The 15,137-nt window shown below is 45.0% G+C and carries 13 protein-coding genes and 2 pseudogenes; 14 read left to right on the top strand and 1 reads right to left on the bottom strand.

The window, feature by feature from the left end; translation table 11 throughout:
* Position 1: 1 nt before the first annotated feature.
* The 9 genes and pseudogenes from rfbC to IPJ02_03075 all read left to right on the top strand — a co-directional run bounded on the left by rfbC (position 2) and on the right by IPJ02_03075 (position 6,448).
* Complete coding sequence (gene rfbC / locus IPJ02_03035; protein MBK7374560.1) at positions 2-553, top strand: dTDP-4-dehydrorhamnose 3,5-epimerase; 552 nt, start codon at positions 2-4, stop codon at positions 551-553.
* Between the two features lie 2 nt (positions 554-555).
* On the top strand, positions 556-738 hold the full coding sequence (locus IPJ02_03040; GenBank protein ID MBK7374561.1) for a glycosyltransferase: 183 nt from the start codon (positions 556-558) through the stop codon (positions 736-738).
* The gene (locus IPJ02_03045; protein MBK7374562.1) at positions 671-1,015 is read left to right on the top strand and encodes a glycosyltransferase; all 345 of its coding nucleotides are present in this window, start codon (positions 671-673) and stop codon (positions 1,013-1,015) included. The genes IPJ02_03040 and IPJ02_03045 overlap by 68 nt, the downstream gene beginning before the upstream one ends.
* Positions 1,016-1,347: 332 nt before the next feature.
* Positions 1,348-2,070 (top strand): class I SAM-dependent methyltransferase, encoded by a 723-nt coding sequence (locus IPJ02_03050; GenBank protein ID MBK7374563.1) that lies wholly within the window; start codon positions 1,348-1,350, stop codon positions 2,068-2,070.
* 14 nt (positions 2,071-2,084) lie between these two features.
* Complete coding sequence (locus tag IPJ02_03055; GenBank protein MBK7374564.1) at positions 2,085-3,020, top strand: NAD(P)-dependent oxidoreductase; 936 nt, start codon at positions 2,085-2,087, stop codon at positions 3,018-3,020.
* 3 nt (positions 3,021-3,023) lie between these two features.
* Positions 3,024-3,761 (top strand): cephalosporin hydroxylase family protein, encoded by a 738-nt coding sequence (locus IPJ02_03060; protein ID MBK7374565.1) that lies wholly within the window; start codon positions 3,024-3,026, stop codon positions 3,759-3,761.
* A gap of 41 nt (positions 3,762-3,802) precedes the next feature.
* On the top strand, positions 3,803-4,402 hold the full coding sequence (locus tag IPJ02_03065; protein MBK7374566.1) for an acyltransferase: 600 nt from the start codon (positions 3,803-3,805) through the stop codon (positions 4,400-4,402).
* Positions 4,403-4,413: 11 nt separating this feature from the next.
* A pseudogene (locus tag IPJ02_03070) lies at positions 4,414-5,555 on the top strand (NAD-dependent epimerase/dehydratase family protein).
* A 5-nt stretch (positions 5,556-5,560) separates the two neighbouring features.
* Positions 5,561-6,448: a glycosyltransferase family 2 protein gene (locus IPJ02_03075; GenBank protein ID MBK7374567.1), complete on the top strand. Its 888-nt coding sequence runs from the start codon at positions 5,561-5,563 to the stop codon at positions 6,446-6,448.
* 1 nt (position 6,449) lies between these two features.
* Here the strand turns inward: IPJ02_03075 and IPJ02_03080 are convergent, their stop codons facing one another.
* Positions 6,450-7,196, bottom strand: coding sequence for a menaquinone biosynthesis protein (locus tag IPJ02_03080; GenBank protein MBK7374568.1), 747 nt, complete (start codon positions 7,194-7,196; stop codon positions 6,450-6,452).
* 35 nt (positions 7,197-7,231) lie between these two features.
* On the opposite strand from IPJ02_03080, the pseudogene purB reads away from it, so the two are divergent.
* From purB to IPJ02_03105, 5 genes and pseudogenes are all read left to right on the top strand, one after another.
* Positions 7,232-8,565 (top strand): annotated as a pseudogene (purB, locus tag IPJ02_03085) (adenylosuccinate lyase).
* Between the two features lie 201 nt (positions 8,566-8,766).
* Positions 8,767-9,756, top strand: coding sequence for an IgGFc-binding protein (locus tag IPJ02_03090; GenBank protein MBK7374569.1), 990 nt, complete (start codon positions 8,767-8,769; stop codon positions 9,754-9,756).
* A gap of 72 nt (positions 9,757-9,828) precedes the next feature.
* A complete protein-coding gene (locus IPJ02_03095; GenBank protein ID MBK7374570.1) occupies positions 9,829-10,206 on the top strand; it encodes a hypothetical protein in 378 nt (125 codons plus the stop codon).
* Between the two features lie 141 nt (positions 10,207-10,347).
* On the top strand, positions 10,348-13,806 hold the full coding sequence (locus IPJ02_03100) for a gliding motility-associated C-terminal domain-containing protein (GenBank protein MBK7374571.1): 3,459 nt from the start codon (positions 10,348-10,350) through the stop codon (positions 13,804-13,806).
* Positions 13,807-13,887: 81 nt separating this feature from the next.
* Entirely contained in the window at positions 13,888-15,003 is a 1,116-nt protein-coding gene (locus IPJ02_03105; GenBank protein MBK7374572.1) for a LamG domain-containing protein, read from the top strand.
* Positions 15,004-15,137 lie beyond the last annotated feature (134 nt).

Here is a 15,137-nt window from a genome sequence, read left to right on the forward strand (position 1 = left end):
AATGATATTTAACCCACTTACGCTAAAAGGAGCTTTCACCATTGATGTACAGCCTTCCCAGGATAGCCGTGGATTTTTTACAAGAACATTCTGTGAAAAGGAATTTGCCGGACATGACCTGGTTCAACATTTTGTGCAGGCCAATCATTCCGGTACGAACGGTAAGGGGGTCATACGTGGCATGCATTTTCAAAACAGTCCCTTTTGCGAAGTGAAACTGGTGAAATGTGTACAGGGCGCCATATTTGATGTGATCATTGACGTACGAGCCGGCTCATCTACATTTTTACAATGGTTTGGTGCAGAACTTTCGGCCGAAAACAAACGCATGATGTACGTACCGGCCGGGTTCGCCCACGGCTTTCAATCGCTCTCCGGATATTCCGAAATAACGTATATGGTTTCTGCTTTTTACAATAAGGAAAGTGAGGGCGGCGTAAAATATGATGACCCAAAAGTAAATATTGAATGGCCTTTGCCGGTTTCTCTCGTTTCTGATAAAGACATGCAGATCCCTTTCATTGATGCTAATTTCAAAGGAGTCTTTTTATAATCATGCATGAAACAACTCCATTGGTAACTGTCGGGATTCCTACATACAACAGGCCCGGAGGGCTTGAAAGGACACTCGCCTGCATTACAGTACAGACGTATGCCAACCTGGAGATCATTGTTTCCGATAACTGCTCTGCGGATCCCAGGGTATTGCCCGTATTGGAAAAAATATGCCGGGCTTGATAAAAGGGTAAAATACCATATTCAAAAAAAGAATCTCAGCATTGTTCCCAATTTTCAATTTTTGCTGGATAATGCAAGCGGTGAATATTTTATGTGGGCCGCAGATGACGATCAGTGGAACAATGATTTTATAGAACGCTGCGTAAAAGCAATGGAAACAAACAATGAGGTAGCCATAGCCATAACAAGGATGGATGTGTTTGACAAGAACATTATGTGGTCTATACCGGACCGCTCTGGTGAAAGATGTTCCATTTCACAACAGTTGGGGCGGTGAGCATCTTTTTCTATATGAGGTCATCACTAAAGGAAAATTTATGCTCGTGGAAGGACCACCGGCTTTTCATTACTTTGAGGGGGGCAGTTCAAAAACAAATGCTTCCATCCGGAAGGCATTTAATATCAGGAGCAGATATTATTTCCTGGATGGGTATATTTTCAAATACCTCACTTACCAATTCAGATTTAAACATTTATCTTTCATTAAAAAAGCAGGATTGTTCTTTTCAAATGGGGCAGCACTGATCTTTAACGAGGACTACATCCTGTATTATATCCTGATCAAAAAACCCCTGAGGGCTTTTCTAAATAAATTTAAAACCAAGCCAGTTGAATATCGTCCGTAAAATAAAAAAAGCATTCCTCCCGCCAAAACATAAGGTTACATATAACCAGGACGGGTTAATAACCTATCACAACAATGGCTTTATGAAAGATCCTGCTTTCATCAAAGCCGAAAAGGCCGGCGCAGCAACAGGTTCATGGGCCAGCATTCACTGGCGGGTACATACTATTTTATGGGCGGCCAGTCATTGCAAGGATATAGAAGGTGATTTTGTGGAATGCGGAACGAATAAGGGCGGATATGCAAAAGCCATTTGCGAGTACCTTGATTTCAGGAACATCAGCAAAACATTTTATTTACTGGATACTTTTGAAGGGCTGGATGAGACCTTGTTAACCGATGCAGAAAAAGCCGCAGGCAAAAAAGAATATTTTGAAGCCGCTTATTCGGATTGTTTTGAAGAAGTACAAAAGACCTTTTCATCCGAACCAAATGTTAAGCTGATCAAGGGGTCTGTTCCGGGAACACTTAACCAGGTTCCCAGTCAAAATATTGCTTTCCTGTCCATTGATATGAATAATGTGAATCCTGAAATTGCTGCCATGGATCATTTTTGGGATAAACTCAGTAAAGGAGGGATCGTTGTGCTGGATGATTATGCTTATATGACCTATGATTTCCAGTATGAAGCGCACAATAACTGGGCAATGAAAAAAGGAATTAAGATATTGTCATTGCCAACCGGCCAGGGATTGATAATAAAATAAAGAGCCTACAGGATATGAAAATACTGATCACAGGTGCAAACGGGTTTATTGGTTCTTACCTTGCTCACTTTTTTCTGCAAAAGGGATACGAGGTCATTGCCACTTCAAGGCAATTTCATCCTTCTACCCGGGCCTTACTTAAGCATGCACAGCTAATTGACCTGGATGTACTGGATACTCCACAACTGCAACGAATGGCATTGCAGGCAGACGTTGTTATTCATACTGCTACTGCCAATGACATTATTTCAAAAGATGGCATTAAGGGAATTGAACTGTCTGCCATCGGCACCAGGAACATCCTCGACCTGGCTGTAAAGAATAATATCCCGAACTGTATTGTTTTTTCAACCCTGCAGGTATACGGAACCGAATTGACCGGCGAAATTTCTGAGACCTCCCCATTGCATTTTGCCAATGACTATGGCATCAACCACCTGCTGGCAGAAATGTATGCAGAGATGTACAGCAGGCAGGGAAAAGTACAAACGGTATCGGTTCGCCCCAGCAATGTATATGGGCCGGTGTTGACCGACGCATTCAACCGCTGGTCCCTGGTGCCGGGTTGTTTTTGCAGGGAGGCCATGGGAGCAGGAACCATTACCATCAAGTCTTCCGGTAAGCAAACGCGTAATTTTATTCACCTCGAAAACCTCAGCAGGGCTGTTGAAAGCATAATAAAGCGGTTTCCGGATAAATATGAATGCTATAACTTAGCATCTTCCCGGTGCTTAATGATGACAGAAGTGGCCGAAATAACAAGGCAGGTATATGAAAAAGAATTTCAAAAACCAGTACAGGTTAACATTGAGGGTACAGAACCGGCCGAACCAAACCGGTTCAGCATCAACTTGACCAAATTACAAAGCACTGGCTTCCTTGAAGATGAAAATTCTACTTTACAAGCTGCCATTTCAGACATATTTAAATACCTTAACTCAAAAAAATAATAAATGGATCCCATTTCAGAATTTAAGAACGAAAGAGCTACCGCACAAAAGGAAATGCTTCAAGATGCAGAACTAAAACAAAAGTCGCTTGACTGGATGCTTCATGCAGACAAGTATAAATACACTTACAATTTTACCTGGATGGGACGGCCCATCATTAAATACCCCCAGGACATTGTCATCATGCAGGAACTGATATGGGATGTAAAACCTGACCTGATCATCGAAACAGGGATCGCTCATGGTGGTTCAATCATATTTTCGTCCTCCATGATGGAACTCATGGGCAATGGCGGGAAAGTGATCGCCGTAGATATTGATATCCGGAAACATAACCGGGATGAGATCGAGAAGCACCCGATGATGAAGAACATTACCATGCTGGAGGGTTCCTCCGTTGATGAAAAGATCGTTCAGCAAATTACTGACTATGCTAAAAATTTCAAGAAGGTGATGGTGGTACTGGATTCAAATCATTCACACGAGCATGTGTACAGAGAACTGGAACTATATACGCCGCTGGTAAGTTTAGATTCCTACATTTTATTACCCGATACATTTGTTGAGTTTTTTCCAAAGGGTTATGTAACCAACAGACCATGGGATGTAGGCAATAATCCATATACCGCCATGGAAGCTTACTTAGAAACCACAGACCAGTTCGTAAAGGATGAAAGCATTACCAACAAATTACTGATCACGGAGGCATTCGGTGGCGGGTACCTAAAAAGAGTCAAGTAAACTTTATTATCAACAGTATAAATATGGCCGGTTAAAATTCCATTCAGCATGTTGAAAAAATAAACCTGTTGGCCTACTATTTATTCAAGTACCCGTACTACAAATTGTCGTTTGGCGCCATTGGTTCATCCACCCGGCTCATCAACACACAGGTTGACGGGTACGCAAGGATATTCATTGGCTCAAAAGTTTATATAAACAATGCCGGTTGGCTGGCCTGCGCTCCTTTAACAGGAGATACCAATGCCCGGCTCAGTATCGGCGATGGCTGTTACATCGGGCGTTTCTGTCACCTATACGCAACGTCAAAGATCGAGATCGGCAAAAAGGTATTGATGGCCGATAAGGTTTATATCAGCGACAACCTCCACAGCTATGAGAACATTGAACTGCCGGTCATTGACCAGCCCATAAAACAAACGGAGGCTGTGATCATTGGCGATGGCGCCTGGCTGGGTGAGAATGTGTGTATCATCGGTGCCAGTGTAGGAAAGAACAGCGTGATCGGATCAAACTCCGTTGTAACAAAGAGCATCCCCGACCACTGTGTGGCCATCGGTTCGCCGGCAGTAATCATCAAACGGTATAATTTCGAAACAAAACAATGGCAGAAGACAGATAAAGAGGGCGGGTTTATCTGAAACGGGAAAACATGAACAAGCAAAAAGTATTAATAACAGGCGGCGCCGGGTTCATCGGTTCAAACCTTGCCCTGTATCTTTTAGAGAAAGGATACCGGGTAACGGTTCTTGATAACCTGTCGGAGCAGGTACATGGCGCTGAACCGGACACCACTTCCCCCCTTTTCATTTCTATCCGGGATAAAGTGAATTTCATCCGGGGTACCGTTACGTCCGTTGATGACTGGAATAAAGCGATCCATGATAATGAAGTGATCGTACACCTGGCCGCCGAAACCGGTACCGGCCAGTCGATGTACCAGATAAAAAAATATACGGAGGTGAATATCGGGGGTACAGCCATCATGTTGGATATTCTTGCCAATACTGAAACAAGCGTAAAAAAAGTAGTTGTTGCATCATCCAGGGCCATCTATGGCGAAGGGAAATACCTGTCCAAAGAACTGGGCCCTGTTTATCCCGATCATCGCCTGGCAAAAGATATGGATGCCGGGAATTTTGAAGTAAGCTACCCGGGCACAAGCCAGCCATTGCAACTGGTTGCCACCGATGAGGATTCAAAGATCCATCCAACCTCCGTGTATGGCATCACCAAGCAGAACCAGGAACAGATGGTAATGACGGTTTGCCCATCCATCGGCATAGCGCCGGTTGCTTTCCGCTACCAGAATGTATATGGACCCGGTCAATCATTGAGCAATCCCTATACAGGCATTCTTTCCATTTTTTCTACCCTCATAAAAAATAACAAGCCCATCAACATTTTTGAAGATGGAAAAGAGAGCCGTGACTTTGTTTACATCGATGATGTGGTAAGGGCCACGCACCTGGGTATTGAAAAAGCAGAAGCCAATGAACAGGTGTTCAATGTAGGAACGGGCAAAGCGGTTCCCGTTTCGGAAGTGGCCGGCTTATTGGTAAGCTATTACCATGCAAATGTTCCGGTACAGGTTTCCGGCAACTACCGCCTGGAGATATCCGCCACAACTATGCAGATGCCGGCAAAATTGAAAAACTGCTTTCTTTCAGACCGGAATATGATTTTGAAACAGGCCTGAAACGGTTTACTGACTGGGTTAACAGCCAACAGGTTCAGCAGAGTAAATACGAAGACTCCATCAACGAAATGAGATCAAAAGGTTTACTGAAATAAACACTATGGGAAAGATCGGCCTGGTTACGGTATTGTTCAAAAGCGATGAAGTATTGCCCGGCTTTTTTGCAAGCGTAGCAAAACAGGACTATAAAGAGTACATCCTTTACTTAATTGACAACTCTCCCAGCCCGGTCTCTGACAGCATCATAGAAAAATGCCTGTCCGAAAACACGATCACTGAATGCAGGCATATAAAAAGCCCCGGCAACGTGGGAGTGGCAGAAGGAAATAATACCGGCATCCGGAATGCCCTGGCCGATGGCTGTTCTTATGTTTTGTTGCTCAACAACGACATTGAACTGGAACAGGACCTTGTTTTCAGCAGCATGGTTTCGCTCAGTGAAACAAAAGCTGAAAAGATCATTATTCCCAAGATATTTTATTTCGATACCCGTAAGATCTGGATGGCCGGCGGCGTGATGAATAAATGGCGTGCCCTGGGCATTCACTATGGGGATGGAAAGGACGATGCCCCTGTATACAATGTGGCAAAGCACATAACCTATGCCCCCACCTGTTTCATGTTCATTGAAAGCAGCGTTTTCAAAAAAGTAGGGATGATGGATGCAAAGTATTTTGCGTACTACGACGATACAGATTTTGTTTTCCGGGCATTGAAGGCAGGATATAAGATGTATTACGAACCTGCGCTTACTGTGTTGCACAAGGTTTCCTCCTCTACCGGCGGTGATTCAACTTTCTATGTCTATTATTCAAACCGCAACAAGATCTATTTTACAAGAAAGAACCTGTCCGGCCTTGTAAAATACTTTGCCATCGGCTACACCCTCTTTACAAGGATATTCTACTACATCCGTTTTGATGCAGCACAAAGGAAAAAACTGCTGCAGGGATTGAAGGACGGGTTTAAGATACCTGTTTCAGGATAGGTCATTTATCCAGGGCCATCTTGCCAAAGAATAACCGTACTGCTTCAAGCATCTTTTCATTCAGCCTGAATTTTACAAAGTCTGTATAGTAGGACCGCAGGTCAAATGCAGTATATGGATTCCGGCTTATCACTTCATCTAGATGTTCAAAGCCAAAAGCATTTGCCGCAGCAAACGCTTCGGTAAAAGAAGGAGGGAATTTCTTATTGCTTATCCAGGCGGCAAAAACAAAGGGCAGTCCAGTCATTTCCTTCCAGGCCGAACCCAGGTCATAGATATATTTTGATCGCTGCCGTTGCACCAGTGCCCGGTCGCCGATCACCAAACCGGCCGTGGTGCAGGCAATATCATTCTCATAATTACTGGTTGCAGGAATTAACTGCGGGGAGATCTTCCAGTGTTCCCTCAACAATATTCTCAGCAGCGCAGCCGAGGTACGGCTCTGGTAATCCAGTAGGACCGTTTTGATTTCCCCGAGCGGTACTTCGCTGAACAGGCATACACTGGCCACTTCCCCGTCGCATGCGATGCCGTAATCAGAAATGATATGGTGTTCCTTTAGCAGGGGTATTACCGCCACCGGTACCAGCCCGATGTCGATCTGGTCGCTTAGCAGTTTCGAGGCAATATTGGCAGGATAATCAATACTGAGGTCAACCTGGTCCTTCATTATTCCCTGTTCAAAGCCATAGATCAGCGGTTTGGTATTCAGGTAACTCACCGCCCCCACCCTTATCTTCTGTGTCAATTAACGTATTTTTGCGGCAAATGTACAGCAACATCATGGATTTAAACCAACTAACTGCCATATCCCCCATCGACGGACGCTACCGCAAACAAGTACAACAGCTGGATGAATATTTCAGTGAATATGCACTCATGAAATACCGGGTGATCGTGGAAGTGGAATATTTTTTATTCCTGGCAGAAAAAAGTTTTTTAAACTTGACGCCAAAACAAAACAGCATTTGCATAAGGCCGTAGAGGAATTTTCATTAGCCGATGCGGAAGAAATTAAAAAAACAGAAAGCATCACCAACCACGACGTAAAAGCCGTTGAATATTTCATCAAAAAAGTACTTGATAACTGCGATGCCGGGCATTTGAAAGAATGGGTGCATTTTGGCCTCACTTCGCAGGACATCAATAATACGGCCATCCCATTACTCTGGAAGAACAGCATAGAACTGGAATACCTGCCGGCTGTTATCAACCTGCAGCATGCCATCGGCAATATGGCCCTTGCCTGGAAAGACATACCCATGCTGGCCCGTACGCATGGCCAGCCCGCCAGTCCTACGAGGCTGGGAAAGGAAATGATGGTGTTTGTGGAAAGGCTGGAAAACCAGATCCAGTTATTCAGCTATATACCGTTTACCGCAAAATTCGGTGGTGCCACGGGCAACTTCAATGCACATCATGTGGCTTATCCCAGATACAACTGGGTAAGATTCGCCAATGAGTTTACGGAAGAAAGACTCGGGTTACAACGCCAGCAATACACCACCCAGATCGAACACTACGATACACTGGCTGCCCATTTTGATGCCATCAAACGCATCAATAACATCATCCTTGATCTCTGCCGGGATATCTGGACCTATATCAGCATGGATTATTTCAAACAGAAAACAAAAAAAGGTGAGATCGGAAGCAGCGCCATGCCACATAAGGTTAACCCGATCGATTTTGAAAATGCAGAAGGCAACCTGGGTATTGCAAATGCCTTGCTCGAACACCTTGCCGGAAAACTTCCTGTTTCCAGGCTGCAAAGGGATCTTACCGATTCCACTGTTCTAAGAAATATCGGCGTACCCATTGCGCATACCCTGCTGGCAATCCGTTCAACCGAAAAAGGGATCGGCAAACTGGTATTGAATGAACCAAAACTTAAGGCCGACCTGGAGAATAACTGGGCAGTGGTTGCCGAAGCCATACAAACGATCTTACGCAGGGAGAATTACCCCCAACCCTATGAGGCATTGAAAGAACTCACCCGGGGTAAAAATGCGATCGATAAAAATGCCATTCACCGGTTCATCAGCAGCCTGAAGGTCTCAGCTGCAGTAAAAAAGGAATTAAAGGCAATTACTCCGTACAATTATACAGGAATATGAAATTCCCTGTGTATTTTTAAAGGGGATTTCATACCCGGTCTGCCCTTTTATGAAAAAATGTCTACTTTTTGTCTTTTTATTCCTGGCTGTTCGCGAGTCCTCAATAGCTCAAACGGATACTGCGTTTTGGTTTGCGGCTCCCAATGTTGATATTGCCAATTATCCCGCCAATGGCCCATATGACCGGCCGATCTATTTGAGATTGACCTCATTTACCACATCAGCCAATGTAACGGTATCCCGGCAAATACTGCATTTACACCTGTTAATTTAACCATACCAGCTAACTCAACTTCAACGATTGATCTAACCCCCTGGATTGACCTGATTGAAAATTTCGAATCCGGCATTATTAATAATAAGGGGATTTATATCCAGTCTACAGCTGATATAACTGCTTATTACGAGGTCAATAGTATCACATGCAAATGCAATCCGGAACTTTTTTCTTTAAAAGGGAAAAATGCGATCGGAAATGAATTTTATATCCCATCCCAGGTAACCTGGAGTATAGATACAATAAGATTTCCGGATGCAAGAGCCGCTTTCGAAATTGTGGCAACTCAAAACAATACTATAATTACCATTACTCCCACTAAACCTTTAATAGGAAGGCCTGCTAATGTTCCATTTACAATAACACTAAACAGGGGACAAACTTATTCCTGCCAGGCTTTATACCGCAATGGGCCCAGTTTATTGAATGGCAGTAAAATTGTTTCGGATAAACCCATCGGGGTGACTACAAAGGAAGATCTTTTATTTTCCGATGGTCCATGTGCTGACTTAGCCGGGGATCAGATCGTACCAACAGCCATTTTCGGTAATGAATATGCTGTGGTAAGAGGCGATCTCACGTTACGCGATAAGGCGGTGATAACAGCCCGCCAAAATAATACCAACATTTATTTAAACGGAAGTGCTACGATAGCCGCTACTATCAATGCCGGGCAATCATATGAGATAGATATAACCGCCCTGACGTCTTTATACATTACTACCAATAATCCAGTTAGTGTTTTTCATTATACCGGCAACGGCTGTGAAGTGGGTGCAGCTGTTATTCCAAAATTAAATTGTACGGGTTCTTCATCCGTTTCGATAGTGAGAAGCAATATTGGAAATGCAATAGTGTTGTTAGTTACCAACAACGGGAATCAGGGTAATTTTTTAGTCGTACCGGAATTATAACGCACCGATTTTTCACCTTTGGCCGGTACGGGTGGCAATTATGTATATTCTAAAAAGAACCTCACCGGGCCAATGGCTTTAAATGCCGCCACCACTTTCAGTAATACCAGTGGAAAATTTCAATTGGGTTTTATCAATGGAGATCCGGGTGGTTACATGTACGGTTATTTTTCTGACTTCAAAAAAAGTAATGTTACAAATTCACAGCTGGAAATATGCCGGTTCGACTCTGCGCAGTTAAATGCAACCGGCGGGATTACTTACCAATGGACCCCGGTAACCGGTTTAAGTAACCCGAATATCAGTAATCCCAAAGCATCGCCGGCTGTGACAACAGATTACAAAGTTGTTATTACAGATATTGATGGTTGCGTAGATTCGGCCTTTGTAAAAGTGATTGTGAATGCCTGTACATTGACATGTAACAACTGGCTCTACACCCAGTCTTAATTCAAATGCCCGGGTGGTGACCGGAATTTCAGGCAACACTACCAGGAAGTTAACTTTAACAGAACTGCCCCGGTTAACCCGGTTGGAGGTTATGGCTTTCTGGTTTCAAAACACACGGGTCCTGCAAATGTGAATTATGCCATGTGGCCAGAAGGATGTACGATCACTACAACCAACGGCCAGTATTTTGCCCAGGAAAACTGTTCTTTTCAATTAAATAAGACCTATCATGTTGCCATGGTATACGATGGTATCTCTCTTAAGTATTACCGGAACGGGTTTTTACACAGCCAGACCCCTGCAACCGGAAATCTGATCCTTAATGATCTGATCACTACTATCGGACAAAATGTTCCGGAGGGCGCTCCAACTATTTTCCCGTTTATTGGCAATATCAATGAGGTACGTATCTGGAATGTGGCACGCTCCCAGGTCCAGATCCAGGCATACATGAATACTTCATTACCCGGTCCGGCAACACAAACTGGGCTTCAGGGTTATTATATTTTTGATAACTTACTGAACAAGCAGGGCAATCCTACATATAATGCAGTACTGAATGGTGCAGCAACGATAAATGCAACAAATCCAGATTGCAGCTTTACTGCTGATTCCTGTTCTGTTGGAGTCAATATCAGTACCATCATCAACACCTACACCCCCATCCTGGCATTCAACCCCTGCGATAACAAATTTACCGTAGAGGATGCATCCACCTTCAATGCGGGCGATACCGTTCTGATGATCCAGATGAAGGGCGCTGTTATTGATTCCACCAACACGGCTGCATTCGGGACCATCACGGATTATAAAAATGCGGGCAACTATGAATTTAATTATGTAAAAAGCAAGGCGGGAAATATTATTGAACTGGAGAACAAACTCACCCGGCAGTATGATATCCCGGCCGGGAAAGTGCAGTTGATCAGGGTCCCATACTACAGCAGCGTCAACGTCACCGATACCCTTACCTGTTTACCATGGGATGGAAACAAAGGTGGTGTATTGGTGCTGAATGTGAGGGATACCATAAATCTCAATGCAGATATCAATGTAAGCGGCAAAGGCTTTAAAGGTGGGGTCGGGTATAACCCCGGCAATGCAACCCTTACCTGTTTTCAGAACAACTATTTCTATCCTTCCAATACCCTATTGGCGGCACAAAAAGGAGAAAGTATTTCAACCATATCGCCGAATATAAGTTGCGGAAAAGGAACACTGGCAGCCGGCGGAGGCGGTGGTGCCGGCCATAATAGTGGCGGCGGTGGCGGCGGCAATGCAGGTATTGGCGGTTTGGGAGGATACCAGCTGGAACCCTGCGGCAGTTCCCCCTTCGACAACAGGGGCATTGGCGGCCGGCAATTGGTTTATAATACAGCAACCAATAAAATATTCATGGGCAGCGGTGGTGGTGCAGGGCATGCAGACAATCCCGGGAATATTCCCCCTTCAGGAGGAAGCGGAGCCGGTATCATCATAATAAATGCCGACAAGATCCGGTCGAATTCAAAAAAGATAACTGCCAACGGAAATACCGGGCTGGCATGCACCATTCCCACCTCTCCCGATTGTCACGATGGTATGGGTGGCGGTGGCGCCGGCGGAACCGTATTACTTAACATCAATCAATATATTGACAATTCAATCGTTGAGAATAAAGGAGGGAAAGGTGCTGACATGACCGGGTCAGTTTCTACCGGCGGCAGGATCGGTGCAGGCGGCGGCGGTGGAGGCGGACTTGCTTTCTTAAAAAGTGCTGCGGTGCCTGCAAACCTGGGCATTGTAAATACCGGGGGACCAAACGGTGTATTGACAACTGATGGGAATAGTGCATGGGGAGCATCAGCCGGTACAGCCGGAATGAATTTATTCAACCTGGTACTGCCGGTTGATAATATTCCTTTCACACCAAATATCGACTCAGTCCGGATCAAAGACAGTCTCTTAAATTGCAATGGTTTTGATTTTAAAGGACTGGCTTATGTAAATACCAATCCCATCAACACCTGGCAATGGTATTTTGGAGATGGTGGTACCGCCAATACCCAAAATACATCCCATGCCTATACTGCTGCAGGCACCTATACAGTTAAACTGGTGGTAACAGATATCAATGGCTGTATGGACAGCGTGACAAAAGATGTGACTGCATTGCCCGGTATTGTAGCCGATGCAGGGCCCGATACTTCCTTCTGCTCCAACGGAACGGTTACGCATGTATTACAGGGATCGGGTGCAGGAACCTACAGCTGGACCCCTGCTGCTTACCTGAATAACCCTACCCTGCAGAACCCTACAGCTACCATAAGCGCCAGCACTGTGTTTTACCTCACCGTTACCGGTCCCAGTGCATGTAACTCAACAGACTCCGTTATCCTCTCTGTGAACCCGGTACCCATTGTACAAACCCTTGGTGATACCTTGATTTGTCAAAGCGATGTTTTAGTGCTTACCACTACGGGAGCAGGAACCTATCACTGGACACCCGGAACTTCTGTCAGTGATTCCAGCATTGCAAGCCCGGTATTCGTTGACAATGTCCCACAGACCCTGATCGTGACCGGCACTACTGCTGCCGGTTGTTTTGCCCGGGATACCGTTACCGTCAATTTAAAACCATCTCCTGCTGTACAGACGATAGCGGATACAACTTTTTGCGATACAAATCCTTCAATAACCTTGTTTACAACAGGCGCCCAAACTTATTTGTGGACACCCACCCTTTTCTTAAGTGACCCGACTATTGCAAATCCCGTTTTCACCGGAAACCAGAGCCAAACCTATTATGTTACCGGCACCGGTGCAAACGGATGTAAAGCCACCGATACGGTGAATCTCATATTGGCACCACCGTCATTGTTCCTGGCACCGCCGGATAAATATATGTGCCAGAACGGTTCTGTACAGCTGGACGGATACAACGGAACTTCTGTTGATTACCTGTGGAGCCCGGCCACCTGGCTTTCAAACCCAACCATCATTAACCCCGTTGCCAATCCACCCGTTTCAACCATTTACTCCGTTACGATATCAAGCAGGGTTTGTAATTACGACAGTACATTTACTGTGCTGGTCAACATCGTTCCAAAACCAATTATCAACGCCGGCAAACTGAATGATATTGATTGTGCAAACCGGGCTGCACAGCTATTTGCGTCAGGGGGAGATCTATATATATGGACCCCTTCAACCGGCCTTAACAATACCAGCATCCCAAACCCTGTGGCTACTATAACGAGCACCCAAAAATATTATGTCAGTGTTACCAACTCTACCGGTTGCAATAATATTGATTCGGTAACGGTGCTGGTGAACCGGCTGGCAAGCCTGGCCCGTTATATGCCCAATGCTTTTACACCCAATGGCGATGGATTGAATGACTGCTACGGATTGAAGAACTGGATGTATATAAAGAAACTGGAATTCCGCATATTTAACCGGTATGGCGAACAGGTCTTTGCCACATCCGACCTGGGCAAATGCTGGGACGGCAGGTATAAAGGAAAGACAGCCGGCCAGGGCTCGTATGTTTATTATATAAAAGCCGAAACAAACTGCGGCACCGAGGAACAAAAAGGTAATTTCCTGCTGATACGGTAGCGCCGGATAGACCGTACAGGTAATAACAATTACTTAAACAGAACTTGCTTATTTTTATAAAAATTCCCGGTTGATGTATTTATGCGATTGATCCCATGCCTTCTTTTATTCCTTTCCGGTATTTGCAATGCCCAGGTAGATATCAAAACCGGTTTACAGGCTTACTATCCCTTTAACGGCAATGCCAATGATGCCAGCGGGAATAATAATCACCCCATCTTCAATAATGCCGGCATAACCAGCGACCGGTTCGGGAATCCCAACAGTGCTTACCATTTTGATGGCGTTTACCAGTACATGCGGATAAGGAATAGTCCATCATTGAACTTCGGTAACCAGATCACCCTTTCGGTTTGGGTGAGGCCCACCGGCTTTTATTATGATATCTGCCATGCCAGCCAGGTGATCAGCAAAGGAGGCGGTAATTACAATCCCGGTAATTATGCCCTGCGTTTTGATGATGCCTTGTTCTCCAACGGAACCGGTTGCAGCGGAACAGCCTGCGACTCGCTGCACCAGAATTTCCGGGGCACGGGCACCATCCTCACTCCCTACAATGATTTTATCAAAAAAGGCCAGTGGTATTCCGTCATCTATACCAATGATGGTAAGACCGCAAAGCTTTACGTGGATTGTGAACAGAAGTATTCGGTGGTATTTCCGGAAACCTTTACCAATAATGAGGATCTTTTCATTGGCAAATCCGATGACGATCTTTTTCCCTTCTGGCTCAATGGCGATGTGGATGATATCCGTATCTATGACCGGGCGCTTGCGATTGAAGAAATAACTGCCTTATGCAGGGAAAGCCCTGAGATAAATAAGCCCGAACCACTCAAGGAAGTAAAATTAGAGAAGCGCAATAATGATGTTCTCCGGGAAATTACCGTAGACAATGATTCCATCATGGTAACCCTGTATGATAATGGCGAAATTGACGGCGACAGCGTAACCCTTATCTACAACAATAAAGTGATCACCAGCCACCAGCGGCTTACCGGCAAACCCCTCACCTATATGCTTAAAGTAAACCCGGGCAATAGCAGCAATGAACTGGTAATGTATGCAGAGAACCTGGGCAGCATTCCGCCCAACACCGCATTGATGATCATCCAGGACGGGAATAAACGGTATGAACTGAACGTGAGCAGCACCAGGAATACCAACGGGGTGATATCGTTCAAATTGAGAGAATGATGGAGGATGCAAGATGCTGGATACCGGATACCGGATACTGGATAGTTGGCAGTAACAACTCCTTCAACCCTTCAACCCTTCAACCCTTCAACCCTTCAACCCTTAAACCCTGCAACGACATAAACCCTTCAACG

The sequence above is a fragment of the Chitinophagaceae bacterium genome (assembly GCA_016710165.1).
Taxonomy (GTDB): domain Bacteria; phylum Bacteroidota; class Bacteroidia; order Chitinophagales; family Chitinophagaceae; genus Ferruginibacter.

Excerpts from the sequence above, each read along its gene's own strand:
- rfbC (MBK7374560.1), top strand. The coding sequence starts at position 2 with ATGATATTTAACCCACTTACGCTAAAAGGAGCTTTCACCATTGATGTA.
- IPJ02_03040 (MBK7374561.1), top strand. The coding sequence starts at position 556 with ATGCATGAAACAACTCCATTGGTAACTGTCGGGATTCCTACATACAAC.
- IPJ02_03055 (MBK7374564.1), top strand. The coding sequence starts at position 2,085 with ATGAAAATACTGATCACAGGTGCAAACGGGTTTATTGGTTCTTACCTT.
- IPJ02_03060 (MBK7374565.1), top strand. The coding sequence starts at position 3,024 with ATGGATCCCATTTCAGAATTTAAGAACGAAAGAGCTACCGCACAAAAG.
- IPJ02_03075 (MBK7374567.1), top strand. The coding sequence starts at position 5,561 with ATGGGAAAGATCGGCCTGGTTACGGTATTGTTCAAAAGCGATGAAGTA.
- IPJ02_03095 (MBK7374570.1), top strand. The coding sequence starts at position 9,829 with ATGGCTTTAAATGCCGCCACCACTTTCAGTAATACCAGTGGAAAATTT.
- IPJ02_03100 (MBK7374571.1), top strand. The coding sequence starts at position 10,348 with ATGTGGCCAGAAGGATGTACGATCACTACAACCAACGGCCAGTATTTT.
- IPJ02_03105 (MBK7374572.1), top strand. The coding sequence starts at position 13,888 with ATGCGATTGATCCCATGCCTTCTTTTATTCCTTTCCGGTATTTGCAAT.